A 19,760-nucleotide genomic window follows, 5' to 3' on the forward strand; every position below is an offset into this window, starting at 1 on the left:
CGCATTTACACTCTTTCCATACCCTACTCTCTTACGATCTCCGCGGAGCGGGTACCATATCGCTGCGCGATATGCAAGGGGCGCGGTCGCTGCGCTCCCTTCGCCCACGCGGAGCGTGGGCGCCTCCCTCCGCTGCGCTCCAGGAGGCAGTGGGGCCGGCCGCTGCGCGCCCGGCTGGCCGCGCATCGCGCGGCCGTGACTGTCGAGGTGTCAGGTGCGGCTAGTTGGGCCTCCAGTAAGGGAGTTGGGGGAGCGCGGGGCACTCCCGGCGGGTCCGCTGCGCTCCCCCGCCTGACGGTCCTTCCGGCTGAGCCTTCAGTCCTGGGGCCCGCTGGCGCGGGCCGGGCTGGCTACTGGGGTGGGGGTCGCTCGTTCGTGTGGGTTCCAGTGTACCGCGTGCATCAGGTTGATGCAGAATGTACCGTTGGCGGAAACACGGGACACCCCCCAACCACCCGGGAACTTCCCCGGAATTCCGAGAGGAACGACCGCAGATGACCGGTCACCACGAATCTACCGGACCCGATCCCGCGCTGAGCAGCGATTCTGTGCGCCGGGTGACGCAGTACCAGACGGCGGGCGTGAACGCCCGGTTGAAGGTGTTCGCGCTCCTGGAGGCGCAGGGCGTACCCGCGAGCGAGGCGGACGACCTGGTGGCCGCGCTGGAGGCCGGTGCGGTCGCCGGGGCGCAGTGCCAGGTGGTGGAGCTGGGCGGCATGGCGCCGCGCTCCCGTGGCCCCGAGTTTGAGGACGGCTGGGACAGCGGCGTGACGGCCGTGAGCGAGGCCCTGGTGGGCATCGCGGACCGGGAGTGGTCCCGGCGGGGCGGCCGGTCGGCCGGTGCCGCTGAACTGGCCGTACACATCGCGGACGTGAGGCAGCGTGAGCGGGCCGACCTGGTGCGGCTGGAGAGGTACGTCCGTGGGGCCGTGCTCCCGGCCACTCACCCGCACACCATGGCGCGCCGCCAGGTCCTGGAGGCGCTGGGCGAGGCCGGCGGTCTGTGCACCGCCCGCACGAGGAACAGCGATGGGGACGTCATCGTCTGCACGCTCGATGCCGGGCACTACGACCCGGGCGACAAGCCGCCGTTCAAGGACGGAAAGCCGGGCGGCTGGCACAAGGCGGATGCGTCGATCTGGAACGACTTGGGTGCGGCCTGCATTCCGCACGCGGCCCTCTGAAAAGACACAGGAATTGACCGCTCGGGGAGGCAAGGAAATGTCAGCGATTCAGCTCAAGGAACACCAGGTCGATCAGCGCTCCGCGTTTCGCAGGTGGGTGGGATTCCCTGCAAGGTCATCTGTGCCCCCGCAGGGTGCCCGGGGCACGATCGTGTCAGCGACCGGCTCGGGCAAGACGATCACGGCCGCTGCGTGTGCGCTGGAGTCGTTCGCGGACGGCCGGATTCTCGTGACCGTGCCGACCCTGGACCTGCTCGCGCAGACCGCCCAGGCGTGGCGGCTGGTGGGCCACCGGGCTCCGATGGTCGCGGTGTGCTCGCTGGAGAACGACGCGGTCCTCAACTCGCTCGGGGTGCGGACCACCACGAACCCGATCCAGCTCGCCCTGTGGGCCGGGCACGGGCCCGTGGTCGTGTTCGCCACGTACGCCTCTCTCGTGGACCGCGAGGACATCGACGCACCCGAGGGCCAGCGGAAGGTTCGCGGGCCGCTGGAGGCCGCCCTGGCGGGCGGAGAGCGGCTCTACGGCCAGCGCATGGACGGCTTCCACCTCGCCATCGTGGATGAGGCCCATGGAACCGCCGGTGATCTTGGCCGTCCGTGGGCGGCGATCCACGACAACGCCCGCATCCCGGCGGACTTCCGGCTCTACCTGACCGCGACCCCGCGCATCCTCGCCGCGGCCCGCCCGCAGAAGGGCGCGGACGGCCAGGAGGCGGAGATCGCGACCATGGCCGACGACCCGGACGGCACGTACGGCGCGTGGCTCGCAGAGCTCGGGCTTTCGGAGGCGATCGAGCGGGAGATCCTCGCCGGGTTCGAGATCGACGTCCTGGAGATCCGCGACCCCTCCCCCGTGCTCGGGGAGTCGGAGGAGGCACGGCGGGGCCGGCGCCTGGCGCTCCTGCAGACCGCGCTCCTGGAGCACGCCGCCGCATACAACCTGCGTACGGTCATGACCTTCCACCAGAAGGTGGAGGAGGCGCAGGCGTTCGCGGACAAGCTCCCGGAGACGGCAGCCGAGCTGTACGTCAACGACGCCTCCGATGAGGACCTGGCCGCCGCCGACAAGCTGCCGAAGTCCTCGATCGACGCGGAGTTCTACGAGCTGGAGGCCGGCCGCCACGTGCCGCCGGACCGGGTGTGGTCGGCGTGGCTGTGCGGTGACCACCTGGTGGCCGAACGCCGGGAAGTGCTCAGGCAGTTCGCCAACGGCATCGACGCGGCCGGACGCCGGGTGCACCGCGCCTTCCTCGCCTCGGTTCGCGTGCTCGGTGAGGGCGTCGACATCACGGGCGAGCGGGGTGTGGAGGCCGTCTGCTTCGCGGACACCCGCGGCTCGCAGGTGGAGATCGTGCAGAACATCGGCCGCGCGCTCCGCCTCAACAAGGACGGCTCCACGAAGGTCGCCAGGATCATCGTGCCGGTGTTCCTGGAGCCGAACGAGGACCCCACCGACATGGTCGCCAGCGCCAGCTTCCGCCCCCTCGTAGCGGTCCTCCAGGGCCTGCGCTCGCATGACGAACGTCTGGTCGAGCAGCTCGCTTCCCGCGCGCTCACGAGCGGCAAGCGCAAGGTCCACGTCCAGCGTGACGAGGACGGGCGGATCGTCGGGGCTGGCGGCGAGAGCGACGGCGAGGACCAGGAGCACGACGACACCGACGCCGCTGCCGAGTCGGCGCTGCTGCACTTCTCCAGCCCGCGCGACGCGGCGACCATCGCCGCGTTCCTGCGGACCCGGGTGTACCGGCCGGAGTCGCTGGTGTGGCTGGAGGGCTACCAGGCCCTGCTGCGCTGGCGGGCGGAGAACGAGATCACCGGCGTCTACGCCGTCCCGTATGACGTTGAGGTCGAGGTCGGCGTCACGAAGGACTTCCCCCTCGGGCGGTGGGTGCACCAGCAGAGGAAGGCGCTGCGGGCGGGTGAGCTGGAGGAGCGGCGCAAGACGCTGCTGGACGCTCCGGAGGCCGGGATGCTCTGGGAGCCGGGAGAGGAGGCGTGGGAGGCCAAGCTGGCCGCGCTCCGCTCGTTCCGGCGGGCGACCGGGCATCTCGCGCCGCGTCAGGACGCGGTGTGGGGTGAGGGCGAGGCGATGGTGCCCATCGGGCAGCACATGGCCAACCTCCGGCGGAAGGGCGGGCTCGGGAAGGACCCGCAGCGGGCCGCCGTCCGCGCACAGCAGTTGACGGAGATCGACCCGGACTGGGACTGCCCGTGGCCGCTGAGCTGGCAGCGGCACTACCGGGTGCTCGCCGACCTGGTCGACGCCGACGGTGTCCTGCCCCACATCGCGCCGGGCGTCGTCTACGACGGCGACGACATCGGCACCTGGAGGTGGCGGCAGCAGGAGCCGGGCACCTGGGCGCAGCTCCTGCCCGAGCAGCGCGAGCGGCTGACCGCGCTGGGCGTGCAGGGCGCGGCCCTCCCCGTGGCGGCCGCCGCCCCGGCGGAGCTCCCTCCGGCGCTGGCCGACGCTGCCAAGGGTTCGAAGAAGGCCGGGAGTAAGGCTGAGGCGGCGTTCCAGCGAGGGCTGGCCGCCCTGGCGCAGTGGGTGGAGAAGGAGGGACAGCGGCCCGTCCCGCGCAGCACGGTCGTGGAGATCACGGTCGACGGCGAGGCAGAGCCGGTGCCGGTGAAACTCGGGGTATGGCTCTCGAACACCAAATCGAGGCGCGACAAGCTCACCGCGGAGCAGCTCGCCGCCCTCGCCGCACTGGGCATGGACTGGGCAGGACCGCCCCCGGCCACCGAGGCCGACCCGGAGCCGCCCGCCCCGCCGGCGGCCCCGACGGAGCGGCCGCCGTGGGACCACCATGAGGAGTGCGACAAGACGCACTACGAAGGCGGGACCTGCACCTGCGACCTCATCGAGCGGTACGGACCGAACTCCGAGCGCGACGACTACTGACCGGCTCTATCCGGACCCCGGGCCCGCTGTCAGGGCCCGGGGTCTCGTGCGTCACGGCACTGGTGGGCCGCTACGAGCGGCGCGGAGTGGTGACCCGGGCCTCCGCCAGGACGGTGCCGGTCGCCGGGTCGCGGTGCACCGGGACGTACAGGCCCCAGTCGGCGTCACCGGCCGTGAGCCAGCCTCCGGCCCACGGGGCATCAGCGATCGTGAGTACGCGACCGGCGAGCGGGCCGCCCAGGAGTCGGACGATCACAGCGGTACCTCCATCCGGCGGGACTCTCCCGCCTCACCCCTTGGTGGGGCTCGGCACCGGAAGGACAGCACCGAGGCGCCGGCGACTTCCATCCCGGCCTCCGCCGCCGGGCTGACGGCGGCCCGGCGCGGCGGCCCGGCCGACGCGCAACCGGCTGAGCGCGCCCCGATCCCCGGCCGTGGCCGCGCCGCCCATCCCGCCCGTCCCTTCCTCCTTCACACCAGCCAGGGGACATGGGCAGAGCAGCCGCAACGGGGATGTCAGCAGGCCGACCACGGCAAAACCGTGCAGTGACCTGCACGGACACGGGGACGGTCCTGCGGGCCGCGCAACACCTACCGCAACCCTTGGCGCAACACCCAGCGCAACAGACAGGCGCAACCCCTGGCGCAACCCCGTGCTCCTGGTCGACCGGGACGGCCGGTCACGCGGCCTGGACGGCTCCATAGGCGCGGGCGAGGTGGCGCAGCTCGGAGCGGGCCGCCGGCGCTGAGGGGACGGTCTCCCAGTACGGGTGCCACCACAGCCGTACGGACAGGAGTAGCAGGCGGCGGCGCAGGGCGGTGGTGTCGCGGGGGCGGGGTGCGGCGAGTGCTTGGTAGGTGGCGTGCCAGGCAGCTTGCGTCTGCACCAGGTCGTCGGGGAAGTCGGTCACGTCCATTCCGGCATTAGATCGCTTGTTCGAATTGCGTGTCACTTCGGACACGCCCGTCCGGTGTCGTGGTCGGAGGTCTCGCCCGGCGTGGTCGGCCTCATGGTCGGGCCTGTGGTCGGCCCCCGCCACGGTGTTCCGGCTTTGCCTGGAGCGGCACCCGGGCGGGTGATTTTCCTTCGCGTACGCGGGCGCAGTCCTAGCGGTGCGTGCCCAACTTGCCTGTTTCCAATGGGTATTGACAGGTTTTCATGTGTTCTGTCATGTTCTGTCCGCCGCTTCCGGCGAACGATCGAGAGGTGATCTCATGCGACGAACCGAGTACGACGCGAGCCAGGCCGCCAAGCGCCTGAAGGTGCCCGCAGCGGCCTTCCGGTGGGCCCGGCACACCGGCCTCATCCCCGACCCGGACGCGTCGTCCTTCCAGTGGTCCCGGGCCGCCGTGGAGGCGCTGGACGCCGACGCCATCCGTGCCGCCATGTCCTCCCCGCCGATCGGCGGTGGCGCGGCGGCCGACCGGATCGCCGCCGCGCTCGGCACCCCGAACGTGATCGGCGAGAAGGCGAACGTGACGGCCTTCGTGGTGCGCCGGTTCGTCGACCGCGGCCTACTGGTCGACCTGAGCGCGAACCCCGAGGGGACGCTGCATCACCCCGACCAGGTCGCGGAGGTCTGCCGCCGCGAGGACCTGGCGGACCTGGTCGCCGCCGACACCCCGCTCGGACCCGAACAGGCCGCCGCCCGACTCCGGGTACGCCGTGCCGACTTCGACCACATGGTCCGGCTCTGCTGGGTCCGCTCCCCGCAGTCGATTGAGGTCCGCTTCGGCACCAGCCGGGCCGGGGCCGTCGACGTCGCGCTCTACACCACGGCATCCGTCGACGCGGTCATCCCTGCCCACCCAGAAGTCGACTGGGAGCAGCTGCGCGCGGTGGAGAAAGGCCGACGCTCCCCGCTTGCGGCGCTGCGCCCGGAGTCGGCGCCCGTACCGGCGTAAGCCTCAGTTCCTTCCGCCCGCCCGCGTCCCGCGCCGTCCAGAAGGGCGGCGCGGGGCGCGGGCGTTTCTTCCTGCGAGCCGCTCAAGCGTGCCCGACAGTCGGCTCCCACAGCGGGCGAGCGCGTCCGGTCCCGTCGCAGTGGAAGCAGCGGCCGCCGCCCGGGGTGCTCCGGGCGCCGATGGTGCCGGAGGCGTGCCGGAAGAGGCGGGTGAGTCCGGCGATGTGTGCCGCGTGGACCGGGAGCTCCTGGCGTCTGCTGAGGGTGAGCTCCAGGGCGACGCCGGGTCCGGTGAAGTGGGCGTGGGGCAGGTCACCGGTCATCGCGCGGAGCGTCTCGTTCACCTCGCGCATCGTCTCCGCGCCGGTCAGCTGCACCCGGGCCGCGAGGATGGTGTCGGCGGCCGCGGTGAAGGCCAGCAGCCCGGCCGGGCGGGCGAGCGGCCCGACACGGCCCACGGGGTCGGGATGGGTGTGGTGGAGCTGGGCCAGGGCGTGCCACAGGTCGCCCGGCAGGTCCTGGGGTGCGATCTCTTCTCGGCTGCGTCTCATACGGCCTGTGTAGGGCCTCCGGTGGGCCATCACCGTCGGATGGGCCCGTCCGTCCCGCCCGTTGGTGCGGTGACTTCGGGGACGGTCCCGCTGTGCGGCCTGGCGGCTGCCGACCGCACAGCGGGACTCGTGCGGTCAGGTCCGCCGGCGGAACCAGCCGCGGCCTCGGTCCGGCTCGGGGTCGTCCTCGGGCTCCGGCGGTGCGGCGGCCTCGAGGCGGGCCGCTTCGGCGTCGGCCTCCTGGCGGGCGACGTCGTCGGCGCGGCACGGCCCGCACACCGACTTGTCCCCGGCCCGTACGGCGGTCCGGTGCACGGTGATCTCCTCCCAGCGCTCGTCACTGAACTTCCGCCCGCACCGCGAGCACACCGGGCGCTGCGCCTCCCGCTGCGCGGCGCGGCGCTGCTGGTCCTCCGCATCCGCGCGGGCCTCCTGGGCGCGGTAGAGGGCGTGGCCGTCGGGGTTGTCGAGCGCGTCCGTCAGCGTCTGCTCGCCGGTGCGTCCGAGTCGCCGCCACACCGCCGCGCCGGCGCCGTGCTCCTGGAGCTGCTCCAGGGTGGTGACGACGACGGGCACCGCCTGGCGGTAGTCCCGCGCGGTGATGGCCTTCTCGTAGAGGGAGTCGTACCGGCGCGGCGCCCAGTAGCGGCGGCCGGCCTCCTCCAGGGCGGCGACCGCGTTGTCGACCTTCGCCTCGGTGGTGTCCGCGAACACGAACGCGAGGGGCACCATGCCCTCCCGGCCGGTCGGCGGGTAGAACCTGCGCCACAGCCGCTTGTCGTGGTCGACGTGCTCGATCGCGTCCGGCCGGGAGCGGACCAGGTCCACGGTGCGCTTGTCCGCGTCCTTCGGCAGCATCCGGCCCCACTCCCAGTACCGGCGCAGCTTGACGACCAGGTCGTGCGCGTCCTCGCTGCGGCGGTCGATCTCCATCAGCAGCACCGGCACCCCGGCCTCCGGCGCCCGCACCACCAGGTCCGCCCGCTGCACGTAGCCGTTGCCGAGCCGGTGCGCGATCTCCGTCTGGAAGCCGAGCCGGTGCCCGATGCCTGCGACGTGCAGTTCGGCGGCGGTCGAGGTGACCGCGGCGGCGTGGTCGTCGTAGCTGGCACCGAGCAGCTTCCCGGTCACCGGGTCGTACTTCTTCTCGCGCAGCGCCGAGACCCGTATGCCCTTCGGCTCCAGCAGCTGCTTCGCCTCGCCGTGTCCGCGCTTGGTCAGCACCCACACCTGCCGCTGGTCGTCCCTCACGAGTTCGGGCCTCACCAGGTGGTGGTCCTCCAGATCCAGGAGGTTGTCGCGTACGAGCTTGTCGTGCTTGTTGTCCGGACGGGTCAGCTTCCACAACTGGTCGGGCGTAGCCCTCTGGAAGATCCCCAGCGCTTGCAGCAGCTCCCGGCGTCGAGGTCCGGTCGAAGTCCTCCGGTGCTCAGGACGCCTTGCTACATCTACATGAGGGTTGTCGGCGCTGCGTCGACCCCTTGTCCGCCGGGCCTGACCTGCGGGAACGCCCGCTCCCTGATGGCGGGGCGCGGAGGGGGGCATGGAGGGGTCCACGGAGGGGGCCTCTCCGGTCTGGTCACGGCGCTGCTCGGGGTCATCTGCGGGCACAGGATGCTCCTGGAGGTGGGGCGAGACCTATCTCGCCATTCACCTTGTATGGGTTGGAAATTCGGGCTCCGTGTGACGCCGACCTCGGAAAACCCCTCCGTCGTGACCGCATCGTGATCAAACCGGAGGGGGAGAGATCTCCCCCGTCAGCGGCCGGACTCTGTCCACAGGGTCACGGCCCGAGGCTCCTGTTGAGGCCGCCGCGACCAGCGGGGCGGCCCGACGATGAGGAGCCACCCATGCCCGAGAACACCGTCACCACCGCGCTCGCCCCGATGGAGCCGGCCGACGTCGCCGCCGCCTTCGCCTACATCCAGGCGTGGCACGCCAGGGACATCGACACCGCTGGCGCGGTCGCCGACGACATCGGCCCGGAGAAGCTGTTCCGGCTGCTCCTGGACGTCGCCGCGCGCGTCTTCATCCCCATCACCGCCGAGGACGACCACGACGGGGAGCCGTGCGCGCACTCCTTCCTCGCTGCCGCGCTCGGGCGGCTGCTGCTGGAGCTCGCCTGCCACGGCGTGTGCCTGGCCAGCTCGCGGGGCATCGCCGACACCATCACCCGCTTCACCGAGAACATCCTCACCGACGACCACGGCGACGTCGCCGACGTCCTGCGCCAACTGGAGGCCGCCGGGATGAAGCAGGCGATGGAGACGCACCCGGCGCACCGCACCACCGCGTAGCCGCACCACCAGGACGGCGGTGGTGCGGTCCGGCGCGCATCCCCGGCGCACCACCGCACCATCGCGGTGCGTTCCACCGCACCACCGCACCGCCGGGCGCCGGCGGTGCGGTGCGGCGTCGCCGCACTGCACGGGACGCGCGCCACGGCCGGGCGGGCTCCCCTATCACACACCCCCTTGACCGCGACCTGATCGCAGGCCGAAACCGGCGATGTCAAGGGGAAACGTCGCGGTAGCAGAACTGGACAAGGGGGTGCAGCGGAGCCGGACAAGGGGGTCGCGCACGCCCGGCCACACCCGGACAAGGGGTCGGCCGGCGGCGGGCGCACCGGTGCGGTGCGGAGCATCGGATGCGGCACACCGGGCGCGCGCGAGAGTGCCAGGCATCGCCGGGCGCAGAGCACCGGGGTGCGGTGGCGCACCATCGCGATGCGCACCACGGTGGAGTCCATCGTCATCCGGCGCGCCGGAGTGGAGTCCACTCAGTGGAGGCCACTCGATGTCGTGCATCGCCACTGGATGCTGAACATCGTGGGCTCCACTCGGTGGACGATGCCCGGCATCGTCACCACAGTCATACGGTGGAGTGCCGCACTCGGGACAGGGCTCGGGCATCCCGGCGGGCGGCCGCGTTGCCGATCCGGCTCTGCCGGGAGCGGGGCCTGCGCGAGTTCCCGGCGGCGAGGCGGCGCTTGGCGGCGTCCTGGAGCCGCCGGCGCTGCTTGTGCAGCTCCCTCTTCTTGGCCGCCTTCGACTTCGGTGTCCGGGGCCGCTTCCAGATCGGCTGCCACTCCACGGGCTCATCGGCCTCGGGCTCCTGGTCCTCATCGAGCGCGGCGGCCATCTCCGCGCGGGCATCGCGGGCGCGGGCGAGGGCCTCTTCGGGGCTGGGCTGGTCTTCCGGGGTGCTCACGCGACTCCTCCTGAACTCCGGCCCGGCGCGTGCTGGATGCCGGGCTGCTGGGTGTGTGGCGGCGGGATCGCCGCAGGGCCGGGCTGCGGACGCAGGCCATGCGCGGCCTCGCGCGCCCGTCGGCTGTCCTGGATCGTGGCGGCCACCTGCGCGGCGGCGGCTTCGAGGGTCTGGCGGGTCTGCTCCACCGTGTCGACGTCGACGCCGGGCTCCGGCTCCACGAGCAGACCGGCTTTCCGGCCGGTGTGGAACGGCCGCGGATGCGACGACCCCGAGGCGGGCACCGCGACGGCGTACGGGTGGGGGCGCGAGCCCAGACGCTCCGCTCGCCGCGCGGCGCGGACCCGGGCGGCCAGGGCGCCGGCGGCGAGGCGGGCTCGCTCGTACGGGGGCGCGGACCGCTTGCGGGTCAGCGGGCGCAGCACGGCCTGGTCCTCGGTGTCGTGGGGGTACAGGGCGCGCAGGTCGGCGGTCATCATCCGGCCGCGCCCGACGGGACGGGTGTAGTCGTCGACGACAGCCTGCACGATCTGTTCGTCCAGGCCCGGCTCGTGAGGTCGGCCGCGCAGGACGTAGGCGAGGTGGCGGCGGGCTTCGGCGAGCAGGTGCCGGCGCTTGAATGCTCCGCGCATCACGTACACCACGGCGACGGTGTCGACGGCCGCCAGGACGACGTCGACCACCGGCCGTACCCGGGCCCACACCGCCGCGGCTGCCGCCCGCGCCCGCACGGCGAGCCGGGAGACGACGTCGACGCCGAACGCCCGGATCGCCGACTCCCGCCAGCCGTCGCGCAGCCCGGTCAGCGACCCGGCCACCGTGGGCTTCGCCGGGCGTGTCCGGTCGGCGGCCTGTCCGTCCAGCGCGTACGCGGCCCGCTCCCCCGGCGGGTGTCCGTGCTCTGCCTCGTAGTCGGCCACCAGAACGGACGCCGCGTCCGCGATCTGCTGACGGCGGGTGGACTGCCAGCCGATGAGCCGCTGGTCGATCCCCGCGACTTCCATGACCGGCCTTCTGCCGGGCGTCACCTCGCGCGGCTCCCACCCCCACCCCAGCCGGGCGGACACCTCCTCCATGAAGTACAGGGAGTAGAGGGTGCCGGCCGCGACGACGTTCTCCAGCATCGAGTCAGCCGACAGGTTCCCCCACGTCCCGTCCGGCCTCCGGGCGCGGATCGACACCAGGCCGTGGTCATGGAGCAGGGGCTGTCCGGCTCTCGACTCGTAGTGCCGGAACACCGCGACGATCAGCCCGTCCTTCACCGGCTTACGGTGCTTGCCGCCGCTCCCCCAGCGGATCTCCGCGACCGAGCCCTCCAGCCACGCCAGCGCCTTGTCTCGGGCGATGTCCTGGCACAGCTCCAGCACCAGGCGGTGCTCGTCATCCATGAGCGCCCACGCGATCTGCGCCGTCGACGGTGCCCGGAAGACCAGATCCAGGGCCAGCCACGGCGAGCGTTCCTTGGCGTCGTCGGTCTTGAGCGAATGGTTGTGCTCGATGGGCCTGCCCAGCACCGTCGCTCGCCGGGCTTGCGCCGAGCTCATGCCTTGCTCCAGGAGCTCGCGCTCGATCCGGTCGGCGTCGGGGTGCCGGCCTTCCCCCAGGAGCAGTTCGGCCTGCCGCTCGCTCACCACGTCCCCGGCCGCCAGGCCGACCGCGGCAAGTCCCCGGCCCGTCCAGGTGCCGGGCGAAACTCCGGCTTCGTCCTGGGCGGCACGCAGCGGCTTGCCCGCAGGGCGGTGGCCGTCGCCAACCATCACGCTGCGGAAGTAGTACCGCCACCCACCCGGGCCGACCTTCTTCGCGCTAAGCATCCGGCCATGGAACACCGCCCATGACCTGCGCAAAAGAGCGATCCGGGGTGCTTCCCGCCGGACGGGAGGCCATCACCAGATCTTTACCGTGACGTCCGTCGGGCGGGCCGCCCGGTCGGTAAGCCGCCGGTCTGTGCACAGTCCGCCGCATGACCGCGAACCTGCTCCACGGAGACCTCTGCCCGCAGTGCCGTCGCCCGCTCACTCTGCGCCTGAGCGTCGTCGTCCGCTCGAACGTGCCATACCCCACGCGAACCGACAACCTGCCCCACTGCATCACCTGCGCCGACGACCTGCCCAACGCGCAGAGGGGGAACGACCTCATGAACGACCGCTACGGCCTCCGACTCAAACCGTGCGAATGCTGCGCGGCAACCAGCCACACACCTCGCACAGAGGGGGCGTTCCGCTCCTCCCAGCGTTCGGGAAGGAACGGAACGCCCGTCGCCCTGTGGGAAGTGCAGAAGTCCGTGGGAGACTCAGACGGCTCAGTCGAGGCGGACAGTTGCAATCCGCCGCCCCCGATCGTCCTCCTTGTCGGTGAGCACATAGATGTAGCGGCCCTCGCAGACGTATACCTCATCGTCCGTGGAGTGGACCCGATCGCTAGTGATAGTTCGACCATGCGCCGGTCCGTACTGCAGCAGTATCTTCATGGTGTGAACCGTACGGTTCACGAAGCCTTACGTCTCGGCGGCCGGACCGGGGTGCTGTGCAGGAGCTTTGAGAGGGTCCAGCCAGCGAAGCCTTCCCTTCCGCAGCGTGACGAGCCGCTAGTTCCAGAGCTGATCAGCGGCCGGGCGCGCCAGCCTCGCGCTGGCCGCGCCTCTAGCGGATCACTTGAGCGGTCGTGAGTCGCCGGCAGCAGCCCTTGGTTATGGGTGCTCAATGGTCCAACGGCGTTCAATGTTCTGATCCCAAGGGAACACGGGGTATTCCAGGACGTACTGCGGGGCCGGATGGCTTTCACCCGCCCAAGGCCGCGGCTGTCGCGGGCCGGCGGGCTTCCAATGCCTCCAGGGATCGTGCTGCGGGTGGTGCACGACGAACTGCTCGGCTACGTCCCAGGCAATCCCGACGAGGGCCATGCCTACCGCGCCCTCGACGTGGAGCAGGTGGTCGACGCGCTTGCGGAAATCAGCTCTTTGCTGAGCAGGGCTCGGCAAGAACAGGAGTCGGTGCGGGTCCAGGGGGAGCATGACGTCGCTGTGGGCGACGGCCAGGATCTGATCGTCCTCGTCGGGGCGGTTCCAGACGACTACGGGGACGTCGCTCGTAAGGAGGCACATGTCGCTGAAGCCCAAACCCCATGGACGGTCGTACAGCGTGGCGGCCAGGGCTGCGATGTTGTCGACTATGTAGTGCAAGTGCGGGTTGTTGGCGGCGAGCTTGACAATGTGCTCCGGCAGCTCGGGATTCTTCTCCGTGGGGGGAAGGATGTGGGTGAGGCGCTTGCGCTGGCGGGTCGTACGCAGGACCTGAGCCGCCATCCACCAGGCGAGGGCTCTACGCTGTTCGGGGGCGAGCGGCCAGTTCAGCGTGAGCGCCCACTCCTTGTCATCCAGGATCGTCTTGAGGACGGAGTCGGCGTGGCCTTCGAGCTGGCTGAACAACTCCTCGCAGAGGTGGTGGGGGATCCCGTCGAGGGTCGTGCCCCAGTAGAAACCTTTTTCAGCACCGACCTTGCTCGGCGCTGCGGGAATCACCCGGTCCGGGTTGTTGATGCGCCGCATCTGCAGCAGGTACTGGCGGCGCGCCTGATGTTCGGTGAAGTGGCGTAGGTACATCTGAGGGACCGTGTGGTCACGGGTTCCGCCGGCTTCTTTCTTCTTCTGAGACGCCTTGCCCACGCACTGGTCCTTCCCTCGAACTGCTACTCGGTCCAGTAAACAGCGCGACGATCAGGGCCTGTTAATGGCTTCGGCTGCCCTGGCGTGGGTGGCGGGCGGCCCTTAATCGAGTTACGCAGTCGGAGGCGTGCGGACTGTCGACCGTGTCCACGAACCGATCTCCTAGTAATGTTTGGCCTCATGAGCATCCCTAGCCCCCGAGGGGAGCGAGAGAAGCTAATTACGGCTCTCACTCCCCAGTTGCGCAGGCACCTGAAGATCCGCGCCTTCGAGCACGGAATGGACATCCAGGACGCGGCCGAGCACGCGATCAATGCCTGGTACGCAGCTGACGGCCTTCCGGAGGTCAAGACCGACGGATCGAAGACGTGGGGCACGTTCCTCCCCGTTGGCGAGCCGGACAAGTTCAAGTCGGCCTGCTCGGAGCGCGGCGTCACCTACGTTCAGGGGTTGGCGCAGGCTCTCACTCTGTGGCTCGACAACCACCCCTCCCCCAGCGCTCCGTTGGTGGCTCAGCCGGTGGTACGGGTGATAGTGGCCAATCAGAAGGGCGGCGTCGGGAAGACGTTCATCTCTTCTGGCATCGCACAGGCCCTGGCAGAGGCTGGCCATCGCGTCCTGCTCGTCGACTACGACCCGCAGGGGCACCTCACCGCAGAACTCGGCTTCGAGGACCTCATGTATGAGGACGATGTCGAGACGCTCATGATGCACATGGACGGCACCGCCAAGGGCGACATCCATGACCTGCTGGTGGCCTTGGACGGCGAGCGGTTCGGTGAGCGGCTGCATCTGCTGCCGGCGTCGGACGATGCGTTCCTCCGCGACGTGGCCCTGTCCAAGGTGAGCTTCAGCGAGGCCGCGCTGGAGCGGGCGATGGAGCCGTTGGAGGCGGAGTACGACGTCATCATCATCGACGGTCCGCCGAGCCTGGGACTGAATATGGACACCGCGCTGTACTACGTGCGGCGCCGCGATGGTGAACTCGCGGACCGGTCGGGCGTCATCACTCCAGTGTGGGCGAACAAGGCGTCGCACAGGGCGTTCCGGCTCTTGAAGACTCAGAAGGAAGACCTGTGCCGCAAGGGCCGTATTCAGGTCGACTACCTCGGTCTGATCGTCAACGCCTACGACAGCCGACGCGGCAAGCTCGTGAAGGAGAACAAGGAGCAGTGGGAGAAGAGCAGTTCTCCTGCGGTCCTGGCCGTGATCGGTGACCTCAAGGAAGGGCGGGAAGCCGCAGACGGTGAGATCCCGCTGCTGGAGTACGCGCCCGACAGTGAGCACGCGCACGTGATGCGCGACCTGGCGAAGGAGCTGGCCGTATGACCGCTCAGCGAGTGACCCGTGGGTTCAGTCTCGACGAGGACGGCCAGGACACGAAGCCTGCTCCCCGGCGCGTCAGGACTCGGCAGCAGATCATGAACGGGGAGGGGAAGCGACCGCCGGTGTCTGTGGCGCTGTCGGCGCTGGCCCACAACCCGTTCAATCCGCGCGATGAGCTCACCGAAATCGAAGAAACTGCGGGTTCCTTGAAGGAGAAGGGTCAGCTCCAGCCTGTCGCCGTGGTTCGGCGGGCAGCGTTCCTCGGCGTCCATCCCGGCCAAGAGGCTGAAATCGGGGAGGCCGAGTACATCGTCATCGACGGCAACCGGCGTCTCGCGGCCGCTGCTGTCGCCGGTCTGACAGAGCTGCGGATCGACGTCAACGACGACCTCGCTGCCAGTGCCGAGGACATGCTCGAAGCCGCGCTGATCGCGAACGTCCACCGAGTTGACGTTCCGCCGCTGGATCAGGCCAGGACCATCCAGGAGCTGCTCAGCAAGCACGGTAGCCAGGAGAAGGTGGCCAAGCGGCTCGGGAAGTCCGGCGCCTGGGTGTCGCAGCGCCTGGCGCTCCTTGGCTTGTCCGAGGACCTGAAGGAGAAGGTCGAGTCGGGCGAGTTGACGGTCAAGGACGGCCGTCGCATTGGCCGGCTCCCCGCCGCTCAGCAGGAGACCGAGGCGGCCGCAGCCCTTAACCGGGTTAAGGCACCCCGGAAGCCTCGGTCCAAACCAGCAAGTGATCCGGCCGAGAAGTCGTCAACGACTCCGAGTCCGATCCCTTCGCAGGGTTCGGGGGCGGTGACGGTCGCCGAACAGTCCCCCGAGGGTCTTAACCCGGTTAAGGGGCAGTCGGAGCCTGTCGGGGGGCAAGATCTGCCGTGGGGGGATCCGGCATGGTTCAACGACCAGCTTCGGATGCACATGTCGGCCGAACATCGCGAGGAACTGGTGCTGCTACTGATGGTAGACGGCTGACTCTTGGGCCTTAACCCGGTTAAGGCTCCGGAACGCAGAAAGGCCCGTACCCCCTGCGGCACTTCGCTGGGGAGTACGGGCCTTTTGGTTGTCGTGCTGTCAGGCTGTCCAGGTGCAGGGGCGCCGTGTCGGGGTTCGGGAGGCCGGCGGTGCTGACCAATGCTGCCGGGTGTCGCATGGCAGTAATCGGGACGGCGTCAGGTTCACGGCGGCAGCACCCAGACCCTGCCACCGTGAACGCGGGCCATGAACGCCGTACGTATCTCAGCGGGTCAGGTTGGCGAGGAAGGACTCGGCTGCTGACCACGGGGTGAGCTCGATGCCGAAGCCGTTGTGTGCGCCCGGTCCTTGGATGTGGACCAGTCGGCCGGACAGGTAGACGATGTCGCCGGTGCGGAACGCGCCGGTGTACGCGCCGAGGTAGCTGCGTAGGTGGGTGATCCGGCGGGCGAACACGGACGGTTCGTCGACGGTGGACTCGGTGACGGTGTCCACCTCGATCCCGTAGAGCGCCGGCGTGACCAGGCCCTCGGAGTGATCCGTGATCCGGGCAAGGACGGAGATCGCCCCGACCTCTTTGGCCACCACCCCGGCGAACGTCTTGTCACCGTCGGCCCTCAGTGGTTCACAGTTGATGTGCGCTCCCGCGCCGGCGGTCAGGCCCTGGAGCTTGCGGGCCTCCTGGCGCATGAGGGCGTCGAAGCTTCCTCCCACCATGTACTTGGCGCGCCGCAGGTACAGCCGGGTGAGGCTCTCGCCCTCGTAGGGGTGGATGAGGGCGCGTTCGGCGAACAGCGCTTGTGCCGCCTCGTAGCCGCGCGGTCCGTAGCAGACCAGATCGATGTCGGAGCGGGCGTTGTGGGCACCGACCAGGAAGGACCCGGTGACGCCGATGACGTCTGCGGCGCCGGCGGTGACGATCCAGTTGATGATGGCGAGCAGGTCCTCGCTGACCGCCGTGGTGTCCAGGAGGTGGGGGGCCTGGTGCAGTGCGGCAAGGGTCTGGCGGCAGGAGTAGTGGGTGACGATGTCCTCGCGGGGCACGCCGGTGATGACGCATCCCACGGCGGGGGCGTAGATGTAGCACTCGGGCCGGTCGGCGAGGATTCCGAACGCCTTGGAGACGACGCTGTTCTGCCGGTAGGTCCGGTCGAACAGGAGCCGGTCGCCGCGGGCGTCGGGGTAGTACTTGACGTAGCCGAGGAAGTGCGTGCCGGGGTGGACATCGCCGATGACTTTGAAGATCACTCCGGTGCGGTCCAGGAGGTAGTCGCGGTCACGGATGGTCGCCAGCGCTGTGCCCAGCAGCGAATTCCTCAAGGCCGGGGAAGAGGGCGGTATCGACCGTCCCGGTGCGCTCATACTGCTCAAGTCCCTTCGTGACGAGGTGGCGGCGGTATTGCCACTTCAGGTTCTTGTCGGTGCGGGAGGGGTCGGCGGGCCGCATCAGGGCGAGGAAGAACAGGGCCTTGACGAGCAGGTATGCGCCCAGGTTCTGGCTGATCGGTTGTCCGGTGGTGGTCCGGCTCGCGTCGTCCAGCGCGGCAAGGTAGCGGTGGCGCTGGCCGGGGCTGGCGGTGTAGCCCTTGGTGCCGCCCTTGAAGGCGATGATTTCCAGGGCTGGGAGGACGTCGTATCCGAGGGGGACCAGGCCGTGGTGCTGCCAGTCGATGACCCCGGTCGGCAGAACGTTGGGCAGGCCGTAGTCGAGGTGGCCCCTCACGAGCGGAACCGTGGCGAGGCGGTCCAGCGCGTGGTCGAGCGCGGCGTGCGTGCGGGGGTTGTCCAGGTCGGGGTTCTCCTGGAAGACGTTCTGGGTGAACCCGGCGCCCTCCAGCCACTGCCGTAGCGTGCCGGGCGTGGGCTCGACACGGTGGGCGGCCTGAGCGCGCAGCAGCCGGGCGGCGACCTGCGCGGCGGTGTCGGTGATGTCGTCGGCCAGGGCGCGGCCGCCGTCCAGCGCCGCTACCGCCCGCTCGTGCAGGGTCTGATCGCCGAGCGACTCTTCCACGACGTAGTAGTGGCCGTCGTCGGTGACGCCCTCCTCCAGAACGTGCGGGACCGGGTAGTCCAGGTCCGCGATCCGGCGCTGGAAGGTGGCCTCCGCCTGGAGTTCGGGCCCGCCGGTGCGCCGGTATCGGCGTCCGTCGGCAGAGACGTACACGGCGCCGTCGGCGGCGGTCCGCTTCTTGACGAGCCGCCAGGTGGTCTCGTTCATCAGCTCGCTCCTTCCGGCTCTGTGGAGCCGTGGGTGACCGGGTGTTCGGGGATGGCCTGGGACAGGGTCGGGGCGTCCATGACCCAGCGCATATCACCCGTCGCGACGCGGCGCCGCAGTTCGGCGGAGACGACACTCCGGGGAGTGTGTGGTCGTGCCAGGTGGGCGCGGCGCCAGAATTTGAGCAGGCCGCCGAGCTGCGCCGGGGTGATGCCTGAGCGGAGGTGCAGGGAGCACAGGGGCAGGAACCAGGTGAGGAACTGCTCTCGTTGCGTCTGGCTGACGCGGTGTACCTCGCACAGCCGTTGCAGTGCCCCGGTGTCGTCGTACGGGATGCGTCCGTGCAGCGCGTACCGCAGCCGCGTTGCGTTGCGCCGGCGGAACAGGGCCCCGTAGGCGGCGACGTTCGCGGCGGCGTTCTCGGTGATCGTCATCACCGGCTGCGTGGCGCCGTGCAGGTCTGCAGCGGCCAGCGCGGCGATGTGGAGGGCCGCTCGTGGGTCGAGGACCAGGCCGTCGAGTCCGAGGGGCGCGAGGCTGATGCCGTGGTCGCGGGTGCGGGACAGGATCAGCCGGGCCGGTACGTTCTGGGCGATGGTCAGCAGATGGCCCGGCGCCCGGGCCGGGTGAGCGTGGAAGTCGTCGCGTGTGAGCGCCGGTGTGTCGGGGGGCCGGTCCCAGACCAGGAGCCGCCGGGTGTGGGGCCGGGCATCGTGGTGGCCGCAGGCCCGGCAGGTGTGGGCGATGACGCCGGTCATGTGGCCGCAGCAGGTGCACAGACGGACTGCGGTGGGGACGACTGCCAGGGCTCCCTCGGCCAGGAGGTGTTCGGTCATCTCCAGCGCGAGGGTGACCACGGCGGGCGCGGTGTCGGTGAGGACGCCGCCGGCCGGGGCTGGGCCCGGCTCGTACTTGGCGGCGATCAGGTGGTCCTCCCGCTCCTGGCGGCCGACGGTGTCCCGGTCGGGAGCGGCACGGTGGCGCAGGTCTCCGGCCAGCGTGACGGTGTTCCACAGATGCGGGACGGGCTCGGCGCCGAGGAGGGTGTTGAGGGCTTCGGCCGCGCGGATTCCGGCTGCTTTCCCGGGCCGGGCGGCGAGAGTGAAGGGGCCGTTCTGGACGGGCCCGTTGAGGTAGAGCACGGTCATGGTCATGGCCTCCTCAGCAGTCCGGGTGGAGGGTGCCGCGAGCGTGGAACAGGCCGCCGTCCTGCTCGTAGACCAGGACGGCGGCGTTGGGTGTCTTGCGCGCGCGGGCTTCGTCGACCAGTTCGGTTACCGGCCGGCGTTCCAGGAGGGCGCGCAGCGCGAGGATCGTGGTGTGGTGTGTGAACGCCACAACGTCCGTGGACGTGGTGGGCAGGCCGTCGACAAACGACCTGGCCCGCCGCAGGACACCGCTGGTGAGGGACTCCCCGTCGGCGCCGGGGGGCGTCCACAGGTGCTTGCGGGTCTGCCGGTCCTGAGCGCCCTCGGGGTAGGTGGCGTACAACTCTTCCTTAGTCATATAGGTGGCTGCGCCGTAGTGCTGCTCATTGAGGAGCGCGGTCACCTCGTAGGGCAGGCCGGGCAGAGCGAGCACGGCGGTGTCGAGGGCGCGGCGGTACTGCGAGGTGTGGATGGCCGGGTCGGGTCCGGTCAGGTCGAGCAGCGTCTTCCGCAGCCACAGGCACTGGAGGAAGCCGCGGGGTGTCAGGCCGACGACATCCCGTGACAGGGCGTGCGCGGCTGGCCCGGTCCATGGACGGGGGTTCTCGTAGAAGCCGGTGTATTTGGTGGCGTTTTCAACGGATTCAGCGTGACGAACGAGGAAGAGCATCTC

Annotated in this window: 18 protein-coding genes; 6 read left to right on the forward strand and 12 right to left on the reverse strand. The window is 70.3% G+C overall.

Annotated features, from left to right (window positions below):
- The first annotated feature begins 557 nt into the window (after positions 1-557).
- Together AB0898_RS29715 and AB0898_RS29720 are read left to right on the forward strand one after the other, a co-directional pair.
- Positions 558-1,184, forward strand: a complete 627-nt coding sequence (locus AB0898_RS29715; RefSeq protein ID WP_366806131.1) for a hypothetical protein — start codon at positions 558-560, stop codon at positions 1,182-1,184.
- Positions 1,185-1,221: 37 nt separating this feature from the next.
- Positions 1,222-4,092: a Helicase associated domain protein gene (locus tag AB0898_RS29720; RefSeq protein WP_366806132.1), complete on the forward strand. Its 2,871-nt coding sequence runs from the start codon at positions 1,222-1,224 to the stop codon at positions 4,090-4,092.
- Positions 4,093-4,162: 70 nt separating this feature from the next.
- Here the strand turns inward: AB0898_RS29720 and AB0898_RS29725 are convergent, their stop codons facing one another.
- Positions 4,163-4,348 (reverse strand): hypothetical protein, encoded by a 186-nt coding sequence (locus AB0898_RS29725; RefSeq protein ID WP_366806133.1) that lies wholly within the window; start codon positions 4,346-4,348, stop codon positions 4,163-4,165.
- Positions 4,349-4,772: 424 nt separating this feature from the next.
- Positions 4,773-5,009, reverse strand: coding sequence for a hypothetical protein (locus AB0898_RS29730; RefSeq protein WP_366806134.1), 237 nt, complete (start codon positions 5,007-5,009; stop codon positions 4,773-4,775).
- Between the two features lie 298 nt (positions 5,010-5,307).
- Between AB0898_RS29730 and AB0898_RS29735 the strand changes: the two genes are divergently transcribed.
- A complete protein-coding gene (locus AB0898_RS29735) occupies positions 5,308-5,997 on the forward strand; it encodes a hypothetical protein (protein ID WP_366806135.1) in 690 nt (229 codons plus the stop codon).
- An 82-nt stretch (positions 5,998-6,079) separates the two neighbouring features.
- Here AB0898_RS29735 and AB0898_RS29740 read toward each other — a convergent pair whose 3' ends face one another.
- Complete coding sequence (locus AB0898_RS29740) at positions 6,080-6,547, reverse strand: hypothetical protein (RefSeq protein ID WP_366806136.1); 468 nt, start codon at positions 6,545-6,547, stop codon at positions 6,080-6,082.
- 135 nt (positions 6,548-6,682) lie between these two features.
- Positions 6,683-7,894, reverse strand: coding sequence for a hypothetical protein (locus AB0898_RS29745; protein WP_366806137.1), 1,212 nt, complete (start codon positions 7,892-7,894; stop codon positions 6,683-6,685).
- A 503-nt stretch (positions 7,895-8,397) separates the two neighbouring features.
- Here AB0898_RS29745 and AB0898_RS29750 point away from each other — a divergent pair.
- Positions 8,398-8,844 carry a hypothetical protein gene (locus AB0898_RS29750; protein ID WP_366806138.1) on the forward strand — a complete coding sequence of 149 codons (447 nt, stop codon included), beginning with the start codon at positions 8,398-8,400 and terminating at the stop codon, positions 8,842-8,844.
- 574 nt (positions 8,845-9,418) lie between these two features.
- Here AB0898_RS29750 and AB0898_RS29755 read toward each other — a convergent pair.
- The 4 genes from AB0898_RS29755 to AB0898_RS29770 all read right to left on the reverse strand — a co-directional run bounded on the left by AB0898_RS29755 (position 9,419) and on the right by AB0898_RS29770 (position 13,421).
- Complete coding sequence (locus tag AB0898_RS29755; RefSeq protein WP_366806139.1) at positions 9,419-9,757, reverse strand: hypothetical protein; 339 nt, start codon at positions 9,755-9,757, stop codon at positions 9,419-9,421.
- Positions 9,754-11,571, reverse strand: coding sequence for a MobF family relaxase (gene mobF, locus AB0898_RS29760; RefSeq protein WP_366806140.1), 1,818 nt, complete (start codon positions 11,569-11,571; stop codon positions 9,754-9,756). The genes AB0898_RS29755 and mobF overlap by 4 nt, the downstream gene beginning before the upstream one ends.
- Before the next feature lie 488 nt (positions 11,572-12,059).
- Positions 12,060-12,227: a hypothetical protein gene (locus AB0898_RS29765; RefSeq protein WP_366806141.1), complete on the reverse strand. Its 168-nt coding sequence runs from the start codon at positions 12,225-12,227 to the stop codon at positions 12,060-12,062.
- A gap of 219 nt (positions 12,228-12,446) precedes the next feature.
- Entirely contained in the window at positions 12,447-13,421 is a 975-nt protein-coding gene (locus AB0898_RS29770) for a DUF4238 domain-containing protein (RefSeq protein WP_366806142.1), read from the reverse strand.
- Between the two features lie 240 nt (positions 13,422-13,661).
- Between AB0898_RS29770 and AB0898_RS29775 the strand changes: the two genes are divergently transcribed.
- Together AB0898_RS29775 and AB0898_RS29780 are read left to right on the forward strand one after the other, a co-directional pair.
- Positions 13,662-14,750, forward strand: coding sequence for a ParA family protein (locus AB0898_RS29775; protein ID WP_407078429.1), 1,089 nt, complete (start codon positions 13,662-13,664; stop codon positions 14,748-14,750).
- Complete coding sequence (locus AB0898_RS29780) at positions 14,747-15,721, forward strand: ParB/RepB/Spo0J family partition protein (RefSeq protein ID WP_366806144.1); 975 nt, start codon at positions 14,747-14,749, stop codon at positions 15,719-15,721. The genes AB0898_RS29775 and AB0898_RS29780 overlap by 4 nt, the downstream gene beginning before the upstream one ends.
- Positions 15,722-15,985: 264 nt before the next feature.
- Here the strand turns inward: AB0898_RS29780 and AB0898_RS29785 are convergent, their stop codons facing one another.
- The 4 genes from AB0898_RS29785 to AB0898_RS29800 are packed head-to-tail and all read right to left on the reverse strand — an operon-like array spanning position 15,986 to position 19,757.
- Entirely contained in the window at positions 15,986-17,041 is a 1,056-nt protein-coding gene (locus AB0898_RS29785; protein WP_366806145.1) for a hypothetical protein, read from the reverse strand.
- Positions 16,998-17,939, reverse strand: a complete 942-nt coding sequence (locus AB0898_RS29790) for a phosphotransferase (RefSeq protein WP_366806146.1) — start codon at positions 17,937-17,939, stop codon at positions 16,998-17,000. Before AB0898_RS29790 ends, AB0898_RS29785 begins: the two co-directional genes overlap by 44 nt.
- Complete coding sequence (locus AB0898_RS29795) at positions 17,939-19,093, reverse strand: hypothetical protein (RefSeq protein WP_366806147.1); 1,155 nt, start codon at positions 19,091-19,093, stop codon at positions 17,939-17,941. Before AB0898_RS29795 ends, AB0898_RS29790 begins: the two co-directional genes overlap by 1 nt.
- 7 nt (positions 19,094-19,100) lie before the next feature.
- Complete coding sequence (locus AB0898_RS29800; RefSeq protein WP_366806148.1) at positions 19,101-19,757, reverse strand: histidine phosphatase family protein; 657 nt, start codon at positions 19,755-19,757, stop codon at positions 19,101-19,103.
- Positions 19,758-19,760: the final 3 nt, after the last annotated feature.

The organism is Streptomyces sp. NPDC005435 (genome assembly GCF_040703155.1).
Lineage (GTDB): Bacteria > Actinomycetota > Actinomycetes > Streptomycetales > Streptomycetaceae > Streptomyces.